At 37.9% G+C, this 24643-nt stretch carries 24 protein-coding genes; 7 read left to right on the top strand and 17 right to left on the bottom strand.

The annotated features are described in order from the left end of the window. Positions 1 to 1211: 1211 nt before the first annotated feature. Together ACN6NE_RS24580 and ACN6NE_RS24585 are read right to left on the bottom strand one after the other, a co-directional pair. Positions 1212 to 1670 (bottom strand): GNAT family N-acetyltransferase, encoded by a 459-nt coding sequence (locus ACN6NE_RS24580; protein WP_474327904.1) that lies wholly within the window; start codon positions 1668 to 1670, stop codon positions 1212 to 1214. Beyond that, the gene (locus ACN6NE_RS24585) at positions 1657 to 3090 is read right to left on the bottom strand and encodes a class I adenylate-forming enzyme family protein (RefSeq protein WP_474327906.1); all 1434 of its coding nucleotides are present in this window, start codon (positions 3088 to 3090) and stop codon (positions 1657 to 1659) included. The genes ACN6NE_RS24580 and ACN6NE_RS24585 overlap by 14 nt, the downstream gene beginning before the upstream one ends. 149 nt (positions 3091 to 3239) lie before the next feature. On the opposite strand from ACN6NE_RS24585, the gene ACN6NE_RS24590 reads away from it, so the two are divergent. Continuing rightward, positions 3240 to 3797 (top strand): biotin transporter BioY, encoded by a 558-nt coding sequence (locus ACN6NE_RS24590; protein WP_474327908.1) that lies wholly within the window; start codon positions 3240 to 3242, stop codon positions 3795 to 3797. A gap of 13 nt (positions 3798 to 3810) precedes the next feature. Beyond that, positions 3811 to 4905, top strand: a complete 1095-nt coding sequence (locus tag ACN6NE_RS24595) for an acetyl-CoA C-acyltransferase (RefSeq protein WP_474328504.1) — start codon at positions 3811 to 3813, stop codon at positions 4903 to 4905. 11 nt (positions 4906 to 4916) lie between these two features. Here ACN6NE_RS24595 and ACN6NE_RS24600 read toward each other — a convergent pair whose 3' ends face one another. From ACN6NE_RS24600 to ACN6NE_RS24625, 6 genes are all read right to left on the bottom strand, one after another. Further along, positions 4917 to 5573: an MtnX-like HAD-IB family phosphatase gene (locus tag ACN6NE_RS24600; RefSeq protein WP_129709524.1), complete on the bottom strand. Its 657-nt coding sequence runs from the start codon at positions 5571 to 5573 to the stop codon at positions 4917 to 4919. A 17-nt stretch (positions 5574 to 5590) separates the two neighbouring features. Beyond that, positions 5591 to 8797, bottom strand: coding sequence for an SNF2 helicase associated domain-containing protein (locus tag ACN6NE_RS24605; protein ID WP_474327910.1), 3207 nt, complete (start codon positions 8795 to 8797; stop codon positions 5591 to 5593). 132 nt (positions 8798 to 8929) lie between these two features. Further along, positions 8930 to 10147 (bottom strand): MFS transporter, encoded by a 1218-nt coding sequence (locus ACN6NE_RS24610; RefSeq protein ID WP_474327912.1) that lies wholly within the window; start codon positions 10145 to 10147, stop codon positions 8930 to 8932. Then, on the bottom strand, positions 10147 to 10686 hold the full coding sequence (locus ACN6NE_RS24615; protein ID WP_129709530.1) for an NADPH-dependent FMN reductase: 540 nt from the start codon (positions 10684 to 10686) through the stop codon (positions 10147 to 10149). The genes ACN6NE_RS24610 and ACN6NE_RS24615 overlap by 1 nt, the downstream gene beginning before the upstream one ends. A 139-nt stretch (positions 10687 to 10825) precedes the next feature. Next, positions 10826 to 11464: a response regulator gene (locus ACN6NE_RS24620; RefSeq protein ID WP_474327915.1), complete on the bottom strand. Its 639-nt coding sequence runs from the start codon at positions 11462 to 11464 to the stop codon at positions 10826 to 10828. Between the two features lie 15 nt (positions 11465 to 11479). After that, positions 11480 to 12598 (bottom strand): GAF domain-containing sensor histidine kinase, encoded by a 1119-nt coding sequence (locus tag ACN6NE_RS24625; RefSeq protein WP_129709534.1) that lies wholly within the window; start codon positions 12596 to 12598, stop codon positions 11480 to 11482. A 336-nt stretch (positions 12599 to 12934) separates the two neighbouring features. On the opposite strand from ACN6NE_RS24625, the gene ACN6NE_RS24630 reads away from it, so the two are divergent. Together ACN6NE_RS24630 and ACN6NE_RS24635 are read left to right on the top strand one after the other, a co-directional pair. Beyond that, positions 12935 to 13273: a hypothetical protein gene (locus ACN6NE_RS24630; protein ID WP_013057201.1), complete on the top strand. Its 339-nt coding sequence runs from the start codon at positions 12935 to 12937 to the stop codon at positions 13271 to 13273. A gap of 95 nt (positions 13274 to 13368) precedes the next feature. Then, positions 13369 to 13653 carry a hypothetical protein gene (locus ACN6NE_RS24635; protein WP_029321972.1) on the top strand — a complete coding sequence of 95 codons (285 nt, stop codon included), beginning with the start codon at positions 13369 to 13371 and terminating at the stop codon, positions 13651 to 13653. A 44-nt stretch (positions 13654 to 13697) separates the two neighbouring features. Here the strand turns inward: ACN6NE_RS24635 and ACN6NE_RS24640 are convergent, their stop codons facing one another. Continuing rightward, positions 13698 to 14255, bottom strand: coding sequence for a helix-turn-helix domain-containing protein (locus ACN6NE_RS24640; RefSeq protein ID WP_129709536.1), 558 nt, complete (start codon positions 14253 to 14255; stop codon positions 13698 to 13700). Between the two features lie 85 nt (positions 14256 to 14340). On the opposite strand from ACN6NE_RS24640, the gene ACN6NE_RS24645 reads away from it, so the two are divergent. Further along, positions 14341 to 15318: a DMT family transporter gene (locus tag ACN6NE_RS24645; RefSeq protein WP_474327919.1), complete on the top strand. Its 978-nt coding sequence runs from the start codon at positions 14341 to 14343 to the stop codon at positions 15316 to 15318. A 46-nt stretch (positions 15319 to 15364) separates the two neighbouring features. Here ACN6NE_RS24645 and ACN6NE_RS24650 read toward each other — a convergent pair whose 3' ends face one another. Continuing rightward, positions 15365 to 16153, bottom strand: a complete 789-nt coding sequence (locus ACN6NE_RS24650; protein WP_474327921.1) for a DUF4240 domain-containing protein — start codon at positions 16151 to 16153, stop codon at positions 15365 to 15367. Between the two features lie 368 nt (positions 16154 to 16521). On the opposite strand from ACN6NE_RS24650, the gene ACN6NE_RS24655 reads away from it, so the two are divergent. Further along, positions 16522 to 16950: a GNAT family N-acetyltransferase gene (locus ACN6NE_RS24655; RefSeq protein WP_474327923.1), complete on the top strand. Its 429-nt coding sequence runs from the start codon at positions 16522 to 16524 to the stop codon at positions 16948 to 16950. A gap of 67 nt (positions 16951 to 17017) precedes the next feature. On the opposite strand, the gene ilvD is transcribed toward ACN6NE_RS24655, so the two are convergent. Further along, entirely contained in the window at positions 17018 to 18694 is a 1677-nt protein-coding gene (gene ilvD / locus ACN6NE_RS24660) for a dihydroxy-acid dehydratase (RefSeq protein WP_474327925.1), read from the bottom strand. Positions 18695 to 18919: 225 nt separating this feature from the next. Between ilvD and ACN6NE_RS24665 the strand changes: the two genes are divergently transcribed. Beyond that, positions 18920 to 19864, top strand: a complete 945-nt coding sequence (locus ACN6NE_RS24665; RefSeq protein ID WP_474327927.1) for a lysophospholipase — start codon at positions 18920 to 18922, stop codon at positions 19862 to 19864. Positions 19865 to 19883: 19 nt separating this feature from the next. On the opposite strand, the gene ACN6NE_RS24670 is transcribed toward ACN6NE_RS24665, so the two are convergent. From ACN6NE_RS24670 to ACN6NE_RS24695, 6 genes are all read right to left on the bottom strand, one after another. Continuing rightward, on the bottom strand, positions 19884 to 20810 hold the full coding sequence (locus tag ACN6NE_RS24670) for a manganese-dependent inorganic pyrophosphatase (protein WP_013057209.1): 927 nt from the start codon (positions 20808 to 20810) through the stop codon (positions 19884 to 19886). Positions 20811 to 21221: 411 nt separating this feature from the next. Next, positions 21222 to 21503, bottom strand: coding sequence for a hypothetical protein (locus tag ACN6NE_RS24675; protein WP_129709546.1), 282 nt, complete (start codon positions 21501 to 21503; stop codon positions 21222 to 21224). 137 nt (positions 21504 to 21640) lie between these two features. Then, on the bottom strand, positions 21641 to 21868 hold the full coding sequence (locus ACN6NE_RS24680) for a hypothetical protein (protein WP_014459922.1): 228 nt from the start codon (positions 21866 to 21868) through the stop codon (positions 21641 to 21643). A 223-nt stretch (positions 21869 to 22091) separates the two neighbouring features. Next, on the bottom strand, positions 22092 to 23165 hold the full coding sequence (locus ACN6NE_RS24685; RefSeq protein ID WP_129709548.1) for a branched-chain amino acid aminotransferase: 1074 nt from the start codon (positions 23163 to 23165) through the stop codon (positions 22092 to 22094). Between the two features lie 219 nt (positions 23166 to 23384). Further along, positions 23385 to 23870: a hypothetical protein gene (locus ACN6NE_RS24690; protein WP_013057211.1), complete on the bottom strand. Its 486-nt coding sequence runs from the start codon at positions 23868 to 23870 to the stop codon at positions 23385 to 23387. Positions 23871 to 23890: 20 nt separating this feature from the next. Next, a complete protein-coding gene (locus tag ACN6NE_RS24695; RefSeq protein ID WP_129709550.1) occupies positions 23891 to 24478 on the bottom strand; it encodes a lysophospholipid acyltransferase family protein in 588 nt (195 codons plus the stop codon). Positions 24479 to 24643 lie beyond the last annotated feature (165 nt).

Genomic DNA, 24643 nt, shown 5'->3' on the forward strand with positions numbered 1-24643 from the left:
TGTCGTAACTTCGTTACATATCTTTGTACAGTATTCCAATTAATAGAGTACCAACCTTTATGCGAGACGTGCGCCGACGCTCGTAGAGAGGTATTCATAACAGCACGCTCCTTTTCGTTAGAAGATAGCCACAAATTTATTTTCGTGTTGAAGACCAATGAGAAGTGGGCGCTCTTTCGAGCATGTCATTGTCAATAGAGACGACAGTATCCGTCCAGTTATACAATGTTTCTGCTTTCCTGTCCCTTTTCAGGGTAACGGCTTTCGCTTTTTCTCATATCCCATACCCTCTGCCACATCGTTTGACTTTGCAGTCATCCTACTGCTTGTGCAGATGACATAGGGCTTACCAAGTTCCACATTCTACAGATGCGATAGGGGTAGGTAGGTTCTTTACTCCGGGTAAGATGCGGGACGCATTAGAGTAGCCTTATGATTCTACTTTTCCTCTTACCAAGACCCAAGCCAATCTATGCATTATCTTGGGCTAAGAGTAACGAAGCTTACAAACCTTCACGTTCGTTTACCATACCTATCTTCTCCTAGCAGTATTCTGGATCATGCATTTGTCCTCTGTTTCCGCATTTCCTCATGCAACCGACAGACTCGTTACCAAGCATGCCGTTTCGGATGGAGATCATCTCTGCGTCTAGATGAGTAGCGTTAGCTACACTGTAAGAAAGCGACTTCTTGTCGCACCATAAACACTCTTTTCGGTACACATCACCAAAAAGAATCATCTTGGGAGAAGGGATTTAGATGAGGTCTTGTTTCTTTTTTACTCAGTTTTTTATCCATTCTTGATTTCTCAACGTTCTTTTCAAGTGCATTAGCAAAAATATATGAATAAAAAGTACACTTTTTATTCATATACTAAACAGCTCAAATAGTTAATTTTATATTAGGAATACCTTCTTTTCTCCTGCTAAAATTGAGTACAGTTGCAAGGTCCCAATGAATAAAGTAACTTTCGACTTACATTTAAAGTTACTTATATATAAGGAATTGTTACAATTTCATAGGCAACGAACGCATTGAAGACATAAAATTTTATGACAATCAGTTCGGTTACTTCAAGTCGCATCGAATAGAAGGCTTACGTTGCCTTCAACAGGAGCATAAGGCTCTGATAATAATAAAGTGGTTACTATATTTTCTTTCGAACGTTTAATGCACAGTAAAAAATCCGCGGATATAACCCATGGATGTTTTTACAGCTCTTTTTTCAAGCAGTTAACTTGATTATGATGCAGCGGCTTAGTTGCGTACTGGGTAAAACCAAGACGTTCCCAAAACAGCTTGGCTCTAGGATTTTGAGACAGGACACCAAGGCGTAGAACGGAAATTCCCTCTTCTTTTAGCTTGTCTTCAAACGCTAGATAGGCCTGCGTTCCGAAACTAAAATTGTGATAGGCGCTATGAATGATAAAAGCTCCAATCCATGGATGGTCATCGTTAGGGTTTTGTTTCATGTAATCAATAACTCCTACGTATGTATCATCAGCTTTTATAAAATAACTGTCTGTTTTTTCATTCATGTATTCTTTAAAAAGCTCTTCTTCACTCCGCTCTTTCTTGCCGTTTTCTAATACGTTATAAGCTTCGTTTGAATTGATAGTCTCTGACACAATATACATCGTGTCAGCTGTAATGGGTTCAAATGAAATCATATGTCTTCCCTTCTTTCTCTGTAAAGTAGCTGTATATCGTCGCTTTGTCAATTTTACCATTTTTCATTCGCGGAAAGGACTTTAAAATTCTCCATACGCGCGGGATTTTATAAGCAGATACTCGTTTTGTAAGCGCTTGTCTCACATCAGAAAGAGAAACGTTCTCTAAGACAATTGCGGCACCTACGACTTCTGAACGTTCAGCATCTACCACGCTAAAAACGGCTGCTTCGCTAACGCCCGGTATTTGTAAAAGCAGCTCTTCAATTTCTTCAGCATACACTAAGCTTCCGCTGCTTTTAATCACGTTTTTGTCTCTCCCTACGATGGTAATGCTTCCGTCTTGAAGCTGAACCGCAATATCATGGGACGTAACATATCCGTTAAAAAATGAGCGGTTCGTTTCTTCGCTGTCCTTAACAAACCCTTCAAATGCTTGAGTTGTTTTCACGAATAGTGTTCCTTTATCTCCTTTTTCTACTTCTTTTCCACGCTTATTCAGGATTAAAACGTCTACGCTGTCAACAGGATAGCCTACTGTATGAGGCAGCGTTTCAGCTGTATGGGGTGAAAGCACCGTAACAAATCCCATTTCGGAAGATCCGTAATATTCATACAGAGAGGTATTAGGAAACGCTTGTGAAAATTTCTTTCGAACAGAAGGAGATAATTTATTACCTACTGAAATTATGGTTTTTGGCAGAAGTCGTTTTTCTTTTGGTCTGCTTTGTACATAACGAAGCAATGGAGAAATTAATGCAGGTGTAATAGACATACAGCTAGCTTCCTTGTTAAAAACAGCCGAAGGTGTAAACGCTTCTAGCATGATAGCTTGCATACCGCTGCAAAGTGCATGCAAAACTGGGTAAAGCTGGGCAGAATACGAGATATGTAAAGGAACGAGCACTTTGTCGTGTTGCACTAAAGAAAATATATCCGACCACTCTTGAAATGATGAAGACCAAGAATAATGCGATTTTACAAATCCTTTCGGCCTACCTGTTGACCCAGAGGTAAATCCAAATAAAAATAGATCGGACAGTGCATTCACTCGCCGTACGGGCAGGATTGGTTTTTCTTTTGTTATTTTAGTTAAAGAAGATGTTTTCCATAGCCAATTCGGGGATTGAATAGAAAAATAGTTATCCACTTCAGCCTCTGTTAACTCATTATGTAAAAGCATCACAATTCCACCAGCTTTTAAAATCGCTAAAAATGACACAACAGCTTCTACATTATTTGGCATACTTAAAGCAAAGAGCTCTCCTTTTTCCATCCCTTTTTCCTGGAGCTGTTTTTCCGCTTTGCATACACGATCCCACATTTGACTATAGCTTAGTTCATCAATAGAATCCGATAGTGCGAGTCTATCAGGATTTTGTTGACACTGATAAAAAATTAGTTCTTCAATTCGTTTCATTACTGCTTAAACTCCCTTTTTCTTTTAGTGTACCGTAAATGTACGTTTGAGAAAAGGATAAATGTAAACTGACATAAAAATATAGTTGACTAATTGGAGTTTAATAATATACGATAGTCATGTTTTATCATACATAGCGGAGGTTTACGATGAAAACAAAAGATATGACGTATGTTGCATTATTCACAGCTATAATGGGAGCTCTAGGACTCGTCCCCCCTATTTTTTTGTCTTTTACACCCGTTCCAATTACCCTTCAGTCTATGGGTGTCATGCTATCGGGAGGAATTCTTGGCGCTAGACTAGGAGCTTTAAGTCAATTTCTTTTTTTATGTTTACTAGCAGCTGGCGTTCCTTTACTTGCTGGAGGGCGCGGAGGAATTGGCGTATTTTTGAGCCCGAGTGCTGGATATATCATTGGCTATGTGTTTGCAGCTTTCTTTATTGGCTGGACGCTATCTAAGTTAAAAAATGTAACGATTGCAAAGGCATTTGCCATAAATGTGTTATTTGGGATTGTGTTAGTATACGCATGCGGCATTCCTGTACAGGCAATGCAGCTTCACATTCCGTTTCTGAAGTCTCTTCAGCTAAGCTTCGTTTACCTTCCAGGTGACTGTATAAAAGCAGTGGTCGCGGCTTATTTAATTACAAAAGTTCGAAAAGCAGTAACGGTACCTGGCCGTTCCAACACAGCTTCTATGTAAGGAAGTGATGACTATCTATCAAGCAGCAGTTGTAAAAGCGAAGCGTACAATCATTGGAAAAGAAAACGGCGTACTTAAAAATTTTCATGTTCAAGAACTAGCTGCTCCTTTATTAAAACAGCTTAGCGTAGGAATCGAGCATGAAATTGATGACGTTATTTTAGGGAATGTTGTAGGGCCAGGAGGAAATGTAGCTAGGCTATCGGCTTTAGAAGCAGACCTCCCTTTTTCTATCCCAGGAATGACCATTGATCGTCAGTGCGGAGCTGGCTTAGAGGCCATTCGAATGGCCAGCTATTTAATAAAAGCAGGTGCGGGAACGTGTTATTTAGCTGGAGGCGTTGAAAGTACAAGCACCTCTCCTTTTGAAAAAAGAGCACGTTTTTCTCCCGATAAAATTGGTGATCCTGACATGGGAATTGCAGCAGAAAACGTAGCCCAGCAATACAACATATCTAAAGACCAGCAAGACAGGTATGCTCTTTTAAGTCATCAAAGAAGCTGGGAGGCTTTTGAAAAGAGATTATTTGAAGAAGAAACGCTTCCTCTTCCAAACGTGATGCACGATGAAGTATTTATGAAAAAACGAAACCTAACAAAGCTGCTGCAAAAAGCCAGCCCTGTCTTTTTAAAAAAAGAAGGCACCGTTACTGCAGCCAACAGCTGCGGAATTAACGACGGAGCCTGCATTACACTTGTGATGGAAGAGCAAAAAGCACGGGCCTTAGGCTTTCAGCCCGTTTTACGCTTTATCGACGCTGATATTTCAGGAGTGTCACCTCTTTACCCTGCTATTGCGCCCGTTTCTGCGATTAAAAATATCTTGAAGCGAAATTCTCTTACGGTAAATGATATTGACTTAATTGAAATAAATGAAGCATTTGCCGTTAAAGTTGTCGCTTGTATGCAAGAACTCGGGATATCAGAAGAGAAAGTGAATATTCGCGGAGGAGCATTGACGCTAGGACACCCATACGGAGCATCAGGAGCTATTTTAGCTACGCGTCTTTTTTATGAAAGCAAGCGCCATGACGTGCGATATGTAATAGCGGCTTTAGGAAGCGGAGGAGGAATAGGAACAGCGGTATTATTTGAAGTAATCAAATAATACCGCTGTTTTTATCCTTTTCTTATCACGTTGTGCTGTATTAAATATTGCTCAATATCTTCAAATGTCTCAACCGGAACAAATGAAACATTTTGTTCGCGCAGTAAATCTTGCAAAGAATCTTTTGCAAATGTGACATCTGCATATTTTGCCGGATGCGAATCCGGCTCGCTGTCTCCAGCAAAATAAATCGTTTCGTATGCTTCCTTTAGTTCTTGAATAACAGCAGATTTATCAATGCCGTAGCGTTCTGAATGCCATCTGTGAGCACGGTCTAGACGCAAGTGAACGTTGTTTTGATGGAAATATCCTTCATTTGAATAAACTTCCACTTTTTCAACACCGTATTTATCTAAAATCGGTTTAATATAATACGTTGTTCCAGCACTTAAAATATAAAAATCTCCGCCGTTTTTCTGAACAGCTTTAATAAAAGTAGGCACGTATTCATCAATTGGAATATTCGCTACTTCTTCTAAAATTTTCGGTTCTTCTTGGTGAATGGATTGAAAAACAGTAGATAAAAAATCAATATCTTTCATTTCTCCTGCTTTCCATCGGTGGAAAAGTTCTTCACCTTCTGGAAAATACTTTTCAATCACAATCCAATAAAAATCTTTTTTTGAAATTGTTCCATCAAAATCTGATACAAACGCCCATTTTTTCATTCATCCCACATCCTTTGCTACATACTAAGCAGTTCTCGAAGCTCTTCTTCTGTCAAACTAGAAAGCATTGTTTCTCCCGGCTGAATAACCTGTTCGATGAGTTCTTTTTTCTTTTGCTGCAAGCCGTAAATTTTTTCTTCGATGGTTCCTTGAGAAATAAGCTTGATGACCTGCACAACATTTTTTTGTCCAATGCGGTGTGCACGGCCTGCCGCTTGTTCTTCAATCGCGGGGTTCCACCATAAGTCATATAAAATAACCGTATCGGCTCCCGTTAAATTTAAGCCCGTGCCTCCGGCTTTTAATGAAATTAAGAAAATGTCTTGTTCTCCATTATTAAACCGATCCGCCATTTCCACTCGTTCTTTTGATGGGGTTTGACCGTCTAAATAAAAGTATGAGAGATTTTCTTTTTGAAGCTCTTCTCGAATAATGTGAAGCATGCTTGTAAACTGAGAGAAGATTAACAAACGTTTTCCGTTGGCAACAGCATTTCTTGTAATCTCAAGCAGCTGCTCTAATTTGCTTGAATACCCTTCGTAATTTTCAACGAATAAAGACGGATGACAGCAAACCTGGCGAAGTCTTGTTAATCCCGCCAAGATCTTCATTCGGTTTTTATTAAAATCTTCACCGGCTAAAGATGATTTTAATTGCTCTAAATAGCCTACATATAACTCTTTTTGTTCTTTAGTCAGCTCAGATAAATGAGTTGTTTCAATTTTATCAGGCAGTTCTTTTAACACATCCTTTTTTACTCGTCGCAGTAAAAATGGTCTTACAATTCGACTGACCTGCTCCGATGACATGTTTTTAAACTGGCGAAGCCCTGGAAATAAACCAGGAAGAATGGTCTGAAAAATTGACCAAAGCTCATCAAGTGAGTTTTCAATAGGCGTACCGCTCAGCGCAAAACGTTTTTTAGCTGAAATAGTCCTAACAGCTACTGCTGTCTTCGTTGTATAATTTTTAATGCTCTGAGCCTCATCTAGAATTAAAGCATGAAAATGAAGGTGCTGATACAAATCAATATCTTGACGCAACGTTGGATAAGATGTGATCCATACGTCAGCTGTTCGTTTTAGCTTCTCCTCACGCTCGCTTGGCGTTCCTGTAATGGTTTGAACCGTTAGATTCGGTGCGAATTTCTCCAATTCATTGCGCCAGTTATAAATCAAGGAAGCCGGCACAACAATTAAAAAGGTACAGCTATCTTCATCAAGCTCTTTTTCAGATAGGATATAGGCAATGCTTTGAAGCGTTTTTCCAAGCCCCATATCATCAGCCAGTACGCCTCCTAAAGAGTAGTGAGCCAGAGATTTAAACCACTTAAACCCATTGTACTGATAATCACGCAGCGATGCCTGCAAGGATTCCGGTACTTCCCAATCCATTTCTTCTGGAGATTTGAGCTGTGTGAGTAACCTTTTAAATGCTGAGCCAAACTTAGCAGCTGATTTATCACCCGCACTCATAATCTCTTCCACTTGCATTCCTCTGTATAAAGGTACTTGCAATGAGTTATCCTTTAAGTCTTTCTCGGTTACGTTCAGCTCACGAAACAGATTTTGAATATGCTCAAAGCCTTCGTTTTCAAGAGGAATAAACGCACCGTTATCTAGACGATGATAGCTTTTCTTTTCTAAAACAGATTTTAAAACATCTTGAACGGTCTGATGGTTAATGTCTCCTAAATCAAAATTAATTTCTAATAACCCATTGCTGTTTTTGATGTCAACCGTTGTTACTGGCGCAGAAAAATCCGTATAAGCATAATTTTTCATTTCATCCGTAATATACACATCCGCTATTTCATCAAGCTTTGGAACAATATGAAACAAAAATTCATATAAAGATGATTCATCTTGATTTAAATACAGCTGGTTTTTATAAATGTTTAAAGGAGCTGTTTCAATTAAATCCATCACGCGGTCTTCTTTTTCTAAATCTCGTATTAAGATTTTATTGTACTTTTCAGGTTGAGGTAAAAATGGATTAATTGAAATCTCTCCATAGTGGTACCGAAGCGTCACAAACAGCTGTTCATCTTCCTGGTCAATAAATACTTTTGCTTTTAGTTCAGGTGCAATAATCTGATGGGATACTTCTTTTGCGATATCCACTTTCCCTACTTTTTTTAGTCCTGGAACGACGTGAGATAAAAAATTGCTCATCTGCTCTTCTGCTATAGGTACGACTGGCTTCAAAGGCGCCGTTTTTCGAAGCCCTTCAAGAAGCATACGCTGATCTTGAGATAGCTCATAAAACGTCCCCTTTAAAAATAGCCACCCGTATCGATCAAAAAACGAAGCTTGATGAAGCTCCGTAAAGTCTAGTTCAAATCCAGCTGCCGGGTGCTTATTTAACTGAAACGAAAAAGGAGCTGAGCTTTCAGCAAAGATAATATTTTCATATGAGTGCCGGTCATGAATAAATGTAAAGTTCCGATCTTTGAGCAATTGAAATAACTCTTTGGCTATGATGGAGGGAATGATTAGTTCTCTGTTATTTGCAGACGAACGATACATAGAATAAGAATTTTTATAAAATGATTCATTTGTCATAATATCCATCAGCAGCTCAATGATTTTCCTATCTTCTTCTATAAAAAAATGTTCCGCCGGGTCATATTCGAAGCGCTTGGTAAATTCGTGAGTTTTGAATTCTTTAGCGTCTGTTAAAAATTCTTGAATGTTTTTTACTACATACGTCCGGTCGACGCCTACTTTCATTTCAAGCGCTACGTACATTCCTTCTGAACGTAAAAATTCTTCTGAGTAAGACTTGCAAATAAATTCCACTTTCAACGGATCTTTATCTGCATATTTTCTGTGGTCGCTTATTGTTTGCTGATAGCTTGAAAATAAGTCGATAAAATGATTTACATTCTCGTATTCTTTGCTTTGGCGAAAAGGCTTCGTTTTAATTGGCTGCGGCTTTGCTCGCTCATCGCAAATGGTTAATAAAACAGCTACTTCGTGTTTGCATTCTGAAAACTCGTGATAAGGAGGACAATCGCAGAATGAATAAAAAGAATTTCCTTTTTGTTCAACCATTACCGTATACATTTCCGCGCCTCGAACGGATGCTGTCCACGTAGTGGTCTGTTCATTGTATTCCAAATCAAGCACACGCCCCTGCTTGTAATACGTGTGTCCTCTATAGTACGTTCTGCTTGAGTACGAATCTTTTAATTGTTCTTTGTTTAATGTTTTATTTATCATCGCTTCACAATCTTCCAATCGCATAACAGTCAATGCTGTTTCTGTTTAATTTCTATTCAGAACAAATAATGTTCAACGTTTATAACGTTGAACATTATTTGTCAATTCCTCTATTATAACATGCAACAGACATTATAAAACACTCTTAAGCAATGCAGACTGTTTTCGCTGTTTTCTTTTGTAGAGTATCCAGCCCGCTCCAGCGGATGATAATAAAAGCAGGCTAAGTCCTAAAAAAGCCAGTCCTATACGATCGTTAGCCGTAACGTACGTAAAGAAGAAAATCAGTAAAATTCGAATACCTAACGTGATAAAGCGAAAAAAGCTGTCGACTCTTCCCACGATGATATTCGGTATTTTCTGCATCATAAACGTATTTCGAGCTATTCTTGTACCTGCATTTGCAAAAGCAAGAAGAAACACAATAGAAAAATAAACCGGCAAAAGCTTCATAAAGAAGATGATAGATATTCCGAGTGCAAAAAGGCTTATATTAAGCATAATCGCTAGCTCTGTGCCTGTTCTTTTCATAATAGATACGATGAATACCCCTGCCGTTAACGCCCCGAAACCATATACAGCACTTTCAATCCCATATGCTGCTGGACTTGCGTTTAATTCTTGAGTCACATAAATAGGAAATAAATAGTTCGTCATCATCACAGCGATGAAAGGCATAAAAGAAAGCAGTAAAAAAAGAGAGACCGAGCGATTTTCTTTTATAAATGTTAAACCTTCTTTCATAGCAGTGTGTTTCTTGTCGCTTCGTTCCCTGCTTTGTTTATATGGAATACTCAATAGACAAAGGAATGCAGCTATATACGTAGCTGCATCGACTGTTAAAATCCATTGAAGCGACCAACGAGTAATGACTAGACTCGCCAAAGCTCCTGCAAGCATACTCGATAGCTGCCCTTGTATTTCCATGATACTGTTTAATGATTGAAACGCATCTTTTGAAAAAACTTCTTGATTTAACGCAAAAATCGTTGGATAAAAAAACGTGTAGTAAAGGTTTCCGGTTCCGTACAAAATTACGTAGTGAATCGTTGAATAATCTGTAACAAAACCGACGATTACAAATAACATGACCGTGATAAAACCTATCAATTCTACGGTTAACAGCAGTTTCTTTCGTGACATTCGATCAATAAGAACACCTATATACGGAGTAGCTATAAAGCTAATCACCGTCATAATCAGCATAATCGTGCCAAATAGTCTATTTCCATGTGGAGATGCAACTAACAGTAAAGGAATGGCAAGCATCGTAATACCGGAGCCGATAGAAGATAAAACATTAGCAGCTACTACGGCCTGAAAGCGCCGGTCTGTATGGAGCGCCTTCATCAAACATTTTGCTTAGCTTCTAAAATTTGCTTAGACACTTGTGTATACAGATTCAGCTCATTAACTAATTCATGAATTCCGTCAGCTGCGTTTTTTCGCAAAGTCCCTTTTTCCACGATGTCTGCAGGGTCTAATACCAACTGCTTAGATAGAACATTCGCATACAAAGCGCGTGTAACGGTTCTAAGGTTATTTAAAGCATTAATGCCTCCTTTTCCTCCTCCTGATACTGCTAAAAGTGCTACGGGCTTATGCGCAAAATACGCACTGTTTAAGAAGTCAAACGCGTTTTTTAACGCTCCGCTCATAGCTCCGTGGTACTCGGGCGTCGCAAGTAAAATACCATCCGCTTTTTCTATTTTTTCAATTAGCTCTTGTACTTCTTCTGTTTCATACTGATGAGGTTCACCTGTGAATATAGGAAGCGATAATTGGCTTAAATCTAGAAAAGAACTTTGATAGCTTTTGTGAAGCTCTCTCGTCACTTGTGTTGTTCGGCCTGTTTCTCTAGGACATCCATTCATAATAAGTATGTTCATGTTTATCTACTCCTCTGTCGTTTGGTTATATGTATAGTATAGGGATGATTGAACTTTTTTTCGTCATGCTATTGATAGAAAGAAAGCTACCAATATAGACGGAGAAGCACAGAGAAAAACCTACAACTAAAGTCGTAGGTTAGGAAATGCCGTGCTGCACAGCATATAGAGCAGCTTGCGTGCGGTCTTGAACACCGAGCTTCGATAAAATATTAGATACATGTGTTTTTACTGTTTTTTCTGTAATATGTAAGGAAGCACCAATTTCTTTGTTGCTTTTACCTTTTGCAATTTCTTTTAACACGTCTTTTTCTCGTTTCGTTAAGTGGTCAATAAAATTGACTTTCTTTTCGCTGCTTTTGGTTAACCGTGTTAGCAAGTGTGTGGTGACTTTTGGATGAAGCTGATTTTCTCCGTTCATTAGCTTTCGAATAGCTACTACAAGTTCATCTGGGTCACTTTCTTTTAGCTGATAGCCTGAAGCTCCAGCTTCTAGTGCCGGTATTACATGGTCTTGATCCGAAAAGCTTGTTAAAATCATGACTTGTATATGCGGGGCTTGTTTTTTTAATTCTTTTGTTGCTTCGATTCCATCGAGAATCGGCATCGATAAATCCATTAAAACAATGTGTGGCTCTAGGGATGTCGCTAACTTTAAAGCTTCCTCTCCGTTAGAAGCTTCTCCTACAATTTCTAAGTCTGGCTGCGTCTGTAAGAAAAAGACAAGCCCTTTTCGGACAACGTGGTGATCATCTGCGATTAGAATCTTTATTTTCATATGCGCTCCTTTCTGTTATGAAAGAGGAATAGATACTTCCACAACCGTTCCGTTTCCTATGCTGCTTGTAACAGATAGATTGCCATTTAATCTGTTTATTCGCTCCTGCATGGTTTTTAACCCAAGCGTTGGCAATTCTGCTGAAGCGATATATATAAATCCATTGCCGCTATCTTGAATTTTCATAATTACTTGTTCTTTGCTTATATTTACGTTTAAATGTACCTCTGCCGTACCGGCATGCTTTCGGCAATTATTAAAAGCTTCTTGCCCGACTCTCCACAGTGTCTCTTCAATCACAGCAGGCAAAACAGACACTCCATTAATTTGTTCTTTTACGTTAAGACCTAGCATTTGACCATAGCTTTTTAACGCACTGACAATGCCGTTTTCTAATCCTTGAGGACGAAGCTGCCAAATTAATGCTTTCATTTCCACTTGAGCATGCTGAGCGGTTTCTTGGATTAAGGAAAAAGTCTCTTTTAACTGTACATCTTTCGCTAAGCTGCTTCCGGCTTTGGCTGTGACATTAATTGAAAACAACAGCTGATTAACAGAATCGTGAAGATCTTTGGCCAGTCTGTTTCTTTCTTCAATAAGTTTTACTTCCTGCTGAGATTGAGTCAGCTTAATCCGCTTGATAGCCGTGCCAATTTGAAGAGCGACGGATCCTAATAAATCAAGCTCTCGCTGTTCAAAATGAATTTTATGAGGGGCAGCTACATTTAATAATCCAAAGCGCTCATCCCCTGCTTGTAAGGGAACCGTTGCGTGATGGGTAATGTCGTGTGTATCTCCCCACTCATGAATGACGGAATCTTCAAGTCTCTTGCACTCCATAATATTAGAAGCTTTTTGAAGCCGGCCATCCATATACCGATCAACACACCAGCAGCTTCCGTTACACATAGGCTGAGCGGTTTTATTTAATAAAGCCGGCGGCAAATGCTGAGCGGCAATCATCTCATGTTTTCCATTTTCGTCAATAAAAAAGATCCATCCTGTTTGTAAATCTGTTATTTGCAGCAGTTTTAAAAGAGCATCGTGAAGCATTGTATGTAAATTAGTGCCTTCATTCAAAATCTCGGCGATGTCTTTTAAAATCTTAAGCTCTGAAATATGATCTTTTTCCATAGCCTCTCTCCTATATGATGTATTTTCCATTTTTTATTTTATCACAATTAAAGACGATTCCGGCTTATAGGACGTTCTTTTTAAGGTGTTTCCCCTTAAGTATGTAAGAGTTTTTGACACCAATAATAAAAATTTCAAAAAGTATGTCAGGTAGTTTAACAATTAGCTAGAGTCTTTACGTAAAACGAACTATACTACAGATAATTCACGTAAGAAAAGAAAAAACGAAAGAAAATGAGAAGAAAAAAATATTAAAATTAATACATTGAAAACGCTTCCAAATATAAAGGCATAGTGCTATTATATAATTATTAACAGAATAGGGATGTGAGAAAGATGAATAAATTATTTTTAGAAGAGTTACGATACATTATCTTGTGTGAAGTGCCTATGACAAAGTACCGAGTAGAGCAGCTTCAAGACAAATTTGATCAAAGCCCATACTTAATTAATGAACTTTATCAACTCCTATTCGAAAAGCGTCACATTTTAGCTTTTGTTGATGATATTGAATCATCCCTGTATGACTATATTGTGAATAAAGAAATGATGGATGCTAAAACGTATTATGGAGCTATTGCACATGTAGCAAATCTTTTCGGCGAAACGCCTACATATATAAAATGCAAAATAAAAAAATATAGACAGTCTTCGATTTCGAGTATCAGTGCCTAAAAGTTGCGCACAGCTGATTCAAATAAAAAGCAAAAAAGGAATCCTAGCACAAGGGTTTCTTTTTTGTACCACTAACATATAGGGAGGAAAATAAGATGAAGACATTTTTTATCACGAATCGCTACTCGTTTCTCGAAAAGCAAGTAGATGAATACATGCAATCTTTACTGGTGAAAACACCTGAACAAGTTATTTTATATTTCGAAAGACAAATTCGAAAGTATAAAGTATATTTACAAAAAAAACATCATTATCCAGAGTGTATGGTTCAATCTATCCACCGTTTGATTGAAGAATATTCATTAATTATCATCAGGGTGAAGAAATACATTAGCTATCAAAACAAACTGATGAATAAACAGCTCTTAGAGCCGCAGTAAAACGAATCATTTTTTATGGTTCGTTTTACTGCGGCTCTGCCGCTTTATTGTTCATATTTTACTAATAGATGCAGCACAGCAGGACGTTCTTCGAGATTTTTGTATGAGTGTGTATGACTTCCTTCAAATTTCACCGAATCAAATTGTTTTAACTCGTATACTTCTTCTTCGATTTTTATTTCAATTCTGCCTTCCATTACCGTTGCTACTTCAATTAATCCTTTGTGATGAGGTTCAGGGTAGTATGTAACAAGAGGAGAAAGAAATGCTCGGTACATTTCAATCGTCGAATCCATTTGGTGTTGAAACATAAACTCTATTTTCCAAGCTTCATCTGGCCCTTTGAGAGAAAACCCTTCTCCGCACTTAGATAGAGATACTGAAGGTTCTACTGACACTAATTTGGTTAAAGGAATATTTAAACCTGTGGTTATTTTCCACATCACCCCTAAAGTAGGATTGGTCTCTCCTCTTTCAATTTTTCCTAATGTGAGTTTGCTAACTCCTGTCTTTTCAGCCAGTTCATCCAGCGTCAAATGATTTTGCACCCTGATTTTTCGTAATTCACTGCCTACTTTTTTAATCATCTCTTCTGTATGCATTTCTTCCTTCCTTTCTGATATATATTATGATAAACTTTTTTGAGTAGATAACATATTATAATATATTTAATAAGGAGGGTAAACAATGAAAGCAATAATATGGGGACTATTATCTTCCATGTTCTTTTCCGCTACGTTTATTGTCAACCGAGCAATGAATGTATCTGGAACGAGTTGGGCATGGACTGCATCCCTCCGCTTTTTATTCGCTATTCCTATTTTACTCATTTTAGTGCTGCTGCAAAAGAAATTTATGCCTCTGTGGAAGGAAATGAAAAAACATCCGTGGGCTTGGCTTGGCTGGGGTACACTTGCAGGAGTAGGCTTTTATTCTCTCTTAAGTTTTCCCTCACTTTTCGGACCATCATGGCTAGTGGCGGGAACGTGGCAAGTGACCATTCTAGCAGGAGCCCTTCTTTCTCCGTTGTTTTTTATAAAAGTTCAAACTGCAGAAGGGTATAAAAAAGTAAGAGGGAAAATTCCGCTAAAAACCCTTAGCGTTTCAGCGTTTATTTTAGTAGGCGTGATTCTTATGCAGGTAAAAGAAGCAGAAAATATTACGGCTATGCAGTTTATTCTAGGGTTTCTACCTGTTGTTGTCGCTGCATTTTTATATCCGCTTGGAAACCGAAAAATGATGGAAATATGCAGCGGAAAGCTCGATACGTTCCAACGTGTTTTAGGAATGGCTTTAGGAAGCATTCCGCTAAGCATTATTTACGCAATATACGGCTTCTTTACTACAGGTATTCCGAGTGCTCCCCAATTTTCTCAAGCCTTCATCTTGGCAATGAGTTCGGGTGTAATTGCTACTATGACGTTCTTTTATGCAACAGACTTGGCAAAAGAAAATTTAGGTTTGCTTGGAGCGGTTGAAGCAACTCAATCAGGCAGCATGATTTTTACCGTTCTTGGCGAAGTATTTTTATTAAATGGCCGTATGCCAACAGGGATCGCGTTAGCTGGTATGATAATAATTGTAATCGGAATGATCATAAATAGTATGTTAAACAAAAAAACAAAACTATCTCAGACCGCGCCGTCACCCACTCTATCAAAATAAGAAAAGAAGAGATGAAAATCTGTATACAGATTTTCATCTCTTCTTTTTAGTATTCGAGGTGATTGTTCCAATAGCGACTCCAAAGCACAGGGAATCGCATCTGTAAACCGTCCTCATCATCTTCATCCCAATCAAGATCCAAATCTTGCTCATCGTACCACATTGGGTCAAACTGGTCATATTTATCATAATAATAGTCGTTATCTAAACCTGTCTTTTCTTCGTAAGCTTCACATGCTACAGCAAGTAATTCTTCTAATTGAGGAGCATAGCCTTCTGCTTCTAGTGGTTTAAGCACAGAAATCATCGTCTCAGGAGATTCAATTGCTTTATAATAAATATCTTTTCCTTGATATAAAAGCCACGCTCTAAAATAATCAAAACAATCATCTGAACAACCGCCCATTACAATATAAGCTGCTGCCCACAATGAAGAAGTATAGGATTGATCAAAATGCTGATTTAATAGCTGATCAAAGCGGAAAATGTCTTTTTCAGAACGCTTTGCTAGCGTGGAGCGGAGCCATTCCATTTGCTCATCGACATCTAATTTTGTCTTCGCCTTTTTTATCAGTTCCCAAAAGAGATCCTCTGACATCGTACTGTCTTTCATTACTTGCATTGAACAAGTTAAAGGCTTATATCCTTTCTTCAATTTTGCACGAATCAGCTTTTCAGCTTCCGCTTCACAAGCTTCTGCGGAAGCAAACTCTTTCACTTGCATGCGACCGGCTGTATCAACTTTTCCAAAGTGAATGACTAACTTGCTGTCTCTTCTTTCAACTTTCCAAAATTTATTCGATTGCTCATCTTTATACACTAAGGTTATTTGCATGATACATTCCCCTTTTTCATCCTACTACTATTGTGAATATTTCTCTTTTTACAAGTTATGTAGAGCCATGGCGCTTCATAATACATTTTCTTTCCTTTTGTAACATGTTCTAGCTGATTGTAATTCTTTCTAAAGTTTGTTAAAAGCTGAAGTGCTATTTTTTGAGCATACTCCGCTCGGCATTTAAATTTAATGCTACTGATACAGTTCAAACAGCGAGAAATTAAAACATCATGTATGTAATATTTCACTCGTTTGTTTTTTTTGTTGCATTTACAACATTTTGTTTTTCCTTTATACTCTTTTATATCAGATATCTTTATTATACAAAAAAGAATCATAAATTCGCAGCAAAGGAAGGATTTTCGATGAAAATTAAGCATGTTACAACAAAAGAGCAGCTTGAAGAAGTATTTCATATACGTAAAACAGTGTTTGTTGAAGAACAAGGCGTGCCATTAAAAGATGAATTTGATGAACATGAGGAAACGGCAAAACATATGTTGATTCACTATAACAATAAACCGGCAGCTTCTGGTAGATTCCGCATAGTAGACGATTACGCCAAAATAGAGCGAATATGCGTATTAAAGGAATTTAGAAAATACGGGCTCGGAAAAGAAGTGGTGACCAGCTTAGAAGAAGCAGCGAAAAAAGAAGGATTAACTCAAGCTAAGCTTCACGGTCAAGTTCAGGCTGAGCCTTTTTATCATAAATTAGGCTATAAGACTGTTTCTGATGTCTTTATGGAAGACGGTATCCCACACGTTATTATGAAAAAAGAATTTTCGTGTTAAAAATGCTTCTTTGCACAGTTACTTTAGTAAAGAAAAAGGCTCTCTGCTGAGAGCCTTTTTTGTGCTATTAGATTTTCATAATTCCGCCCGTGCTTGCAGAAGTTACAAGTTTAGAATATCTTGCAAGATAGCCTTTTTTCACTTTTGGCTCAAAGCCTTTCCAGTTTGCTTTTCGTTCTGCCCAAACATCTGAAGAAACTTGAACATTCATCGAACGATCTTCAATGTCAATCACGATGTGGTCGCCATCTTCGACAAATGCTAGCGGTCCGCCTTCAGCAGCTTCTGGAGACGCGTGGCCAATTGATAATCCACGGGAAGCGCCAGAGAAGCGTCCGTCCGTTAATAGCGCTACTTTTGCACCTAGTCCCATTCCCATAATTTGAGAAGTTGGAGCTAGCATTTCAGGCATTCCCGGTCCGCCTTTTGGTCCTTCATAGCGAATGACTACAACATGTCCTTCTTTTACTTTTCCGTTAGCAATACCGTGCAGCGCCTCGTCTTGAGAATCAAATACAATTGCTGGTCCTTCGTGGCGAGTAATGCCGTCTTGAACACCGCCTGTTTTAATGATCGCGCCGTCTGGAGCTAAGTTACCAAACAATACAGCAAGTCCGCCTTTTTCGGTGAACGGCTTATCGATTGGGTGGATAACGTTATAGTCTTTTACATCGCATCCGGCAATGTTTTCACCTAGCGTTTTTCCAGTAACTGTCATCGTATCTAAATGAAGAGCCCCTTCTTTTTTAGATAGCTCGTTTAAAGCAGCTGATACGCCTCCTGCTTCATGTAAGTCTTCAATAAATACATCAGAAGCCGGAGCCAGTTTTGCTAAGTGAGGCACGCGTTCTGCCACTTCATTAATACGCTCTAATGGATACTCAATTTCAGCTTCATTCGCAAGAGCTAGCGTATGAAGAACTGTATTTGTAGAACCACCTAACGCCATGTCCAAAGCAAACGCGTTGTCGATTGCTTTTTCTGTTACGATATCACGTGGTTTTAAATCTAATTTAATTAATTCCATAAGCTGTTTAGCTGATTTTTTAACGAATTCTCTACGTTCAGGAGCAACTGCTAAGATTGTACCATTTCCAGGTAAAGCAAGTCCTAACGCTTCAGCTAAGCAGTTCATTGAGTTCGCTGTAAACATTCCTGAACAAGATCCACATGTCGGACAGCCGAATTGTTCTAATTCAAGTAATCCTTTATCATCAAGTTTACCAGCTTGATGAGCTCCTACGCCTTCAAATACTGAAGAAAGAGAAATCTTACGACCGTCGCTCGTTACGCCAGCCTTCATTGGTCCGCCGCTAACAAAAACTGTCGGAATATTCAGACGTAATGAAGCCATTAACATCCCAGGCGTGATTTTATCACAGTTTGGAATACATACCATTCCATCAAACCAGTGAGCAGATACTACCGTTTCAACTGAGTCAGCAATGATTTCACGACTTGGTAATGAATAGCGCATACCGATATGTCCCATCGCAATACCGTCATCTACACCGATAGTGTTCATTTCAAAAGGTACGCCACCAGCTTCGCGAATCGCATCTTTTACGATTTTACCAAACTCTTGTAAGTGAACATGACCTGGTACAATATCAATATATGAATTGACAACCGCAATAAACGGTTTGCCGAAATCCTCTTCTTTTACACCAGCTGCACGCAGTAGGCTGCGGTGCGGTGCTCTGTCGAATCCTTTTTTGATCATGTTACTTCTTAATTCTGCCACAATAATTCCCTCCGTATTCATCTAACCTATTAAAAACTGAATCTTTTTAAATTGTTTAATAATTTTTAATATAAATACTAATTTAACAAATCACATAAAGGTTTGTAAAGGTTTATGACAAAATAATCATTTTTTATTTCAAAATAGTAAAATCACCTGCATAAATTAGTATAATATATACATATATCCCTTATTTTACAGGGAAGCAGAAGGTGGATGCTGAGCATGAAACAATCCTTTTACTACAGAGGTCATCAGGAAAAAGAAATATTTGCACAAAAATGGGATGTTGAAAACAATTCTGCAAAAGGCGTTGTCCAAATAGCCCATGGGATGGCCGAACATATTGGACGCTACGAATACTTTGCTAATGTATTAACTCAACATGGCTACATCGTATATGGAAATGATCACCGCGGTCACGGTCAAACAGCTTTAAAAGATGAAGAAAAGCGTTTTTTTGCTGAGGAAAATGGTTTTGACACCGTAGTTTACGACATGATTGCTCTGACTAAGCACATTTCAACGGAACACTCCGGCTTACCAATCTTTCTTTTCGGTCACAGCATGGGGTCTTTTCTAACGAGAAGATATATTCAATTGAATACAGAGCACATTCATGGTGTGATGCTCTCAGGTACTGGCAGCATTCCTTCCCTTTCACTGAAGGGCGGCATATTAGCTGCGAAAATAGAGAAAAAAAGAAAAGGATTACGATCTGCTAGTCCATTGCTTGATAAACTTTCTTTTGGACAGTACAATAAATCCTTTCATCCTGCTCGAACACCTTTTGATTGGTTAAGTCAAGATAATGAGGCTGTAGATTTATATGTAAATGACCCTTACTGCGGAGGAGTTTTCACAGCGGGATTTTTCTATGACTTATTAACAGGAATCAAACAAATCTCTAATTTAGCTAATATAAAGCTAGTACCATCAAGCCTGCCTATTTATTTAATATCTGGAGAACATGATCCAGTAGGCAGCTATACAAAAGGTGTATTCAAAGTATATAACGACTTTAAAAAAGCAGGATTGCAAGACGTAAGCTACCGCTTTTTTACACAGTGCCGTCATGAGTTGCTTAATGAATTAAATAAAGATGAAGTGATAGAAGATATACTAAATTGGCTTGACGTGCAAATGGACAAAAAAACGGTTCGTGTCTAAACACGAACCGTTTTTTTTATTAAGCAAATACAGATGTTAATACAGGAACTACTTGTTTTTTACGTGATACAACGCCTTCTAAGACAGCTGTATTGTTTTCAAGCGTTACGTTGTATGCTTCTTCTACTTTTGAAGCAGCAGAACCTAGTGCTAATGCAGTAGAGTTGCTGTTTAAAATATCAGTAACAACTAAAAGGAATAATTGTAATCCTTTTTCTTCAATTGTTTTAGTAATAGCTTCTTCCAATTCAACTTTGCGCACTAAAACGTCGTTTACGTCAATTGCATTCACTTGTGCAATTTCTACTTTGCTTGTACCCATGCTGAATTCTTTAGCATCTAATGAAATTAATTGTGAAGCTGTTTTATCGCCCAAGTCAGCTCCAGCTTTCAGCATTGCTAATCCGTACTCTTCTGCATCTACACCTGCAATTTCCGCTAATTCTTTAGCAGCTGCAACGTCTTGGTCTGTGCAAGTTGGTGATTTGAATAATAAAGAATCAGAAATGATAGCTGATAGCATAAGACCTGCGATGTTAGGTTCGATTTCTACGCCGTTTTCTTTATACATCTTGTTTAAGATCGTTGCCGTACATCCAACTGGCTCTGCACGATAGTATAAAGGATCTGCTGTTTCAAAGTTAGCAATACGGTGATGATCAATTACTTCAAGCACACGAACTTGATCAATATCGTTTGCACTTTGCTGGCGTTCGTTGTGGTCCACTAAAATAACTTCATTTGTTTCTTTAGATACTTCATCAACGAAACGTGGTAGTTCAGCGTTGAACTTTTCAAGAGCAAATTGCGTTTCACCGTTAATATCGCCTAATCGAACTGGTTCAGCGTCTACACCTAATTTATTCTTTAAATCAGCGTATGCAATTGCAGAACAGATTGTATCTGTGTCAGGATTTTTATGTCCAAAAATTAACGTCTTTGCCATCTTAAATCTCTCTCCTTCTTACGTATGTAAATAGCATTCTTGCGTAAAGTTAGTTAATTCGTTCACGCAACATTGCCATTTTAACATAAACTTTTACATTATTTTAATTTTTTTGCGAAAAATGATGTTCATCCGCAGATATTTTGCCATTTTGTATCTTTTTCACAGTAAAAACACCTCTATTTCCGATATAAATAGAGGGTTTTACACGTTCATTATATAAAAATTAGTGATAAAACACAACCCGTCTCTTCATCACTTGATAGATAACTTAAACGCAGTATCTTGCCAATTTTTATAAAGAAAAAGTAAGGAAGCAGTGACTATTATTAAAGAGAATATGTATTATTTTGCCCTTGTTTATATAAAATAACCCAAAAAAGTGCCCTTGTTAAAGGGCGCTTTTTTGGGTTATCGTCGCAGTGTAAAGTTGAAATGTTCATTTACTTTAGCTCCTAGCTCTTCAAGAAACTGCTGAGCAGTCATTTCCTCTACGCTTTGGGTATACCAAGAAAGCTGAGATTTTTTATGAACATTGTTGTAATATACATCTCTTGACCAATATGTTTTTGATCGGTATGTATAATTAAAGTGAATGAATAGTTCACTCCCGTCTGGACACTGCAACAATACGCGGTAATGTGGATTACGACGATTTTTATCTAAACTCATTTCTTTGATCTGCGCTAACATTATTCACCTCTAAAGCCATTACTTAATCATTTAAAGGTAAATGCCACACCACGTTATGTCCTAGCTCTGCCATCAACTAGAAAATCATATATTTTCTAAAATTCTACACGATATAGGACAAAAGAGGAAGAGATAATTTATTGATGGACGTGTAAAGTTTCATATAAATCTTTTAGCTGCTCAGGGTATTGAGACCTTACGTAATAACCCGTAGGACGGTGCTCGATTAAATGAGAAGCAAATAAATAGCCGATGAGCACGTGCATTTGTTCATCTGAGGTTTCTTGGTTTAATTCTCTTTCGAGTCGCTCAGCTAAGTGTGAAGCCAGCTGTTTAATTTTTTCATCATGTGATAAAAAAAGCATTTTGTTCTTCCCCTTATAACGAATAAGTAATGCTGTGAATTTCAATAAAGACAAAGTATTACTTTTATAAGGATAATTATATTTCATTTTACAATAAAAGTATATAAGTAGTTCTAAATATCCAAAAAATAACTTGTTTCTTTTGAACTATTCGGCAACAAACAAAAAAGAAGCAGGAGCTGTCCCGCTTCTTTTACGTAAAAAGATATTCGATTACCGAAATTTATTCTACTTCCGCTGCCCAGCCGAATGGATCTTCCACTGTACCATTTTGAATACCTGTTAGAGTGTCATACAGTTTTTGTGATACTTCTCCCGTGTTTCCACCGTTGATGACCATTTTCTCGTTATTCCAAAATAGTTCGCCAATTGGAGAAATAACTGCAGCTGTACCTGTTCCAAATGCCTCTTCTAGTTTGCCTTCGGAATAAGCTTGCTTAATTTCTTCCATAGAAATACGGCGCTCAGTTACAGGCATATCCCAGTGTTTTAGCAGCTCAATGATAGATTTACGCGTAATTCCTTCCAAAATGCTTCCGTTCACAGATGGCGTTACTACTTCTCCATCGATTTTGAAGAAAATATTCATGCTTCCTACTTCTTCAATGTATTTGCGTTCAACTCCGTCTAACCACAGTACTTGTGAATAGCCTTTTGAGTCAGAAAGCTGCTGAGCTTTTAAGCTTGAAGCATAGTTTCCGCCTGTTTTAGCCGTCCCTGTCCCTCCGGCTACAGCACGAACAAATTCGCTTTCAACCGCAATTTTTACAGGAGCAATCCCTTCTTTGTAATATGAACCAACTGGAGAAAGAATAATGATAAATTGATAGCGGTCAGATGGCGCTACTCCTAAGTAAGGCTCTGTTGCGATGACAAACGGGCGAATGTATAGTGATGTACCTTCAGCAGTAGGAATCCATTCGCGGTCAATTTTAATCAGCTGCTTTAACGCTTCTAGCGCTAAGTTTTCATCAACATGAGGAATACAAAGACGATCGTTTGATTTATTTAAACGTTTGAAGTTCTCATCTGGTCTAAATAATAATACTTGCTCTTTTTTTGTTACATATGCTTTTAGTCCTTCAAAAACAGACTGCCCGTAATGAAAGATCATGGATGCCGGATCTAATGTGATAGGTTGATAAGGTACAATACGAGCATCGTGCCATCCTTGGCCTTCTGTATAATCCATAATGAACATATGGTCCGTAAAGACTTTCCCGAATTGCAATTGATCAGATTGCGGCTTTTCTTTTTTTGTTTGACTTAGTGTTACATCGATTGAATAAGTTGTCATAGTTGTTTCTCCTTGCTCTTTATATTTACGGGTTTTTCGCTTAAACCTCTATATAAGTTACATTGTACAACTTTAGGGAAGCGTGTCACAATAGTTAGAGACGAAAAATTCTAAAAATTTTATAAAAATCATAAAGGAATAGCACCTAATCGAATTAAGTGCTGAATTGAAAAGGTTTTCTTTCTAAAAAAACTATTTCTACATTTTATTTACAACCATTTATAAACCAATTTTCACTCTAAGCTTTTCATCTTGTATTGAAAATTGTTTGATTTTCCCTACTGGAATGACCTTCACTTTATCAATTTCATTGAGATTGATATGAATTTGTTTCTCTTCATACGTAGTAACAGGCGGCTTGTGAAAAATTCGATAGTTGATCCAATTTTGATTAAGAGGTTTCATTTCATGGATTTTGAATAAAAGCGTACGTTCTTTTGCCTCAAGAGGTTCTAGCACAATGGAAAATGGAATTCTCACCAGAAATTTTTTAATAATTCCATTCACGTGAATATAGGAGTCTTGAAATGAAATAGAAAATTGCTGAATTTGATCTTGCTTTGTCATTTGCTTTTGAAAAATTCGCATGAGCATAGAAGCGGATATAGGAACGGTTACGCCACTTTCAGCCATCTTTTCTTTCATTTTTGCCTGCACATCATCACTAATTACATCGTTTAGCTTTCTCTGTACCCAATCCTTCATGGTGCACCTCCGCTATGAAGTTATCTTGCTGTTTCCTCTAACGCACGAATTGAAGCTGTTAATTGATTTGACACGTCGGCAAGGCGGTCTTTTGTCAGTTTATCTTCTCCAAGGTAGATAGGTTTTCCAAAGGAGACAACAATAGGAACCTTCGAAAATAGTTCTTTTACATTTGCAGGTCCTTTGTAAACTGCGGGTACAATAGGAACCTTTGCCATGCTCGCTATAGTGACTGCTCCTCTTTTTAAGGGAACGTCTTCCTCTGTTCGCGTGCCGCTAGGGAAAATCCCGACGATATGTCCTTCTTTTGCTAATTTAATAGGTGTTTTAATGCTGCTGGGTCCCGGGTTGTTACGATCTACTGAGAATGCGTTAAGTTTTTTTAATACATTACTAGTGAGTATATGATTAAAAAGCTCCTTTTTTGCCATAAAATGAATTTGGTGAGGCAAAATAGCCGCACCAAGCGCTACAACGTCTACCCATCCCTTATGCGAACAAGCGATCACAAAACCTGTGTCTGTTGGTAAAGACTCTTTATTCCTTATGTAAAGCTTACCTCTTCTTTTCAATAAAAATTTACATACGTGAGCCGCAAGATTATACATAAACATTTCCTCCTCTCTCTATTATTTGAAAATATATACAAAATTACATCACTTGATATTAATATCTGGTACTAAAAAATAAATGTAACATCTTTTTACACAATAGCTTATCTGTTTCTCTATATATTGTAAAAAAGTAGATATTGAATCCTCTTTTTTGGTCAA

The organism is Priestia sp. 53B2, assembly GCF_056099005.1.

Bases quoted from the DNA above. Each gene is read 5' to 3' on its own strand.
- ACN6NE_RS24635 (WP_029321972.1), top strand. From the start codon at position 13,369: ATGAAGACATTTTTTATCACGAATCGCTACTCGTTTCTCGAAAAGCAA.
- ACN6NE_RS24680 (WP_014459922.1), bottom strand. From the start codon at position 21,868: ATGCTTTTTTTATCACATGATGAAAAAATTAAACAGCTGGCTTCACAC.
- ACN6NE_RS24615 (WP_129709530.1), bottom strand. From the start codon at position 10,686: ATGAACATACTTATTATGAATGGATGTCCTAGAGAAACAGGCCGAACA.
- ACN6NE_RS24645 (WP_474327919.1), top strand. From the start codon at position 14,341: ATGAAAGCAATAATATGGGGACTATTATCTTCCATGTTCTTTTCCGCT.
- ACN6NE_RS24695 (WP_129709550.1), bottom strand. From the start codon at position 24,478: ATGTATAATCTTGCGGCTCACGTATGTAAATTTTTATTGAAAAGAAGA.
- ACN6NE_RS24675 (WP_129709546.1), bottom strand. From the start codon at position 21,503: ATGTTAGCGCAGATCAAAGAAATGAGTTTAGATAAAAATCGTCGTAAT.
- ACN6NE_RS24600 (WP_129709524.1), bottom strand. From the start codon at position 5,573: ATGAAAAAATGGGCGTTTGTATCAGATTTTGATGGAACAATTTCAAAA.
- ACN6NE_RS24585 (WP_474327906.1), bottom strand. From the start codon at position 3,090: ATGAAACGAATTGAAGAACTAATTTTTTATCAGTGTCAACAAAATCCT.
- ACN6NE_RS24685 (WP_129709548.1), bottom strand. From the start codon at position 23,165: ATGACAACTTATTCAATCGATGTAACACTAAGTCAAACAAAAAAAGAA.
- ACN6NE_RS24655 (WP_474327923.1), top strand. From the start codon at position 16,522: ATGAAAATTAAGCATGTTACAACAAAAGAGCAGCTTGAAGAAGTATTT.
- ACN6NE_RS24580 (WP_474327904.1), bottom strand. From the start codon at position 1,670: ATGATTTCATTTGAACCCATTACAGCTGACACGATGTATATTGTGTCA.
- ACN6NE_RS24640 (WP_129709536.1), bottom strand. From the start codon at position 14,255: ATGCATACAGAAGAGATGATTAAAAAAGTAGGCAGTGAATTACGAAAA.
- ACN6NE_RS24670 (WP_013057209.1), bottom strand. From the start codon at position 20,810: ATGGCAAAGACGTTAATTTTTGGACATAAAAATCCTGACACAGATACA.
- ACN6NE_RS24690 (WP_013057211.1), bottom strand. From the start codon at position 23,870: ATGAAGGATTGGGTACAGAGAAAGCTAAACGATGTAATTAGTGATGAT.
- ACN6NE_RS24620 (WP_474327915.1), bottom strand. From the start codon at position 11,464: ATGAAAATAAAGATTCTAATCGCAGATGATCACCACGTTGTCCGAAAA.
- ACN6NE_RS24605 (WP_474327910.1), bottom strand. From the start codon at position 8,797: ATGATAAATAAAACATTAAACAAAGAACAATTAAAAGATTCGTACTCA.
- ACN6NE_RS24665 (WP_474327927.1), top strand. From the start codon at position 18,920: ATGAAACAATCCTTTTACTACAGAGGTCATCAGGAAAAAGAAATATTT.
- ACN6NE_RS24630 (WP_013057201.1), top strand. From the start codon at position 12,935: ATGAATAAATTATTTTTAGAAGAGTTACGATACATTATCTTGTGTGAA.
- ACN6NE_RS24590 (WP_474327908.1), top strand. From the start codon at position 3,240: ATGAAAACAAAAGATATGACGTATGTTGCATTATTCACAGCTATAATG.
- ACN6NE_RS24625 (WP_129709534.1), bottom strand. From the start codon at position 12,598: ATGGAAAAAGATCATATTTCAGAGCTTAAGATTTTAAAAGACATCGCC.
- ACN6NE_RS24610 (WP_474327912.1), bottom strand. From the start codon at position 10,147: ATGAAGGCGCTCCATACAGACCGGCGCTTTCAGGCCGTAGTAGCTGCT.
- ACN6NE_RS24650 (WP_474327921.1), bottom strand. From the start codon at position 16,153: ATGCAAATAACCTTAGTGTATAAAGATGAGCAATCGAATAAATTTTGG.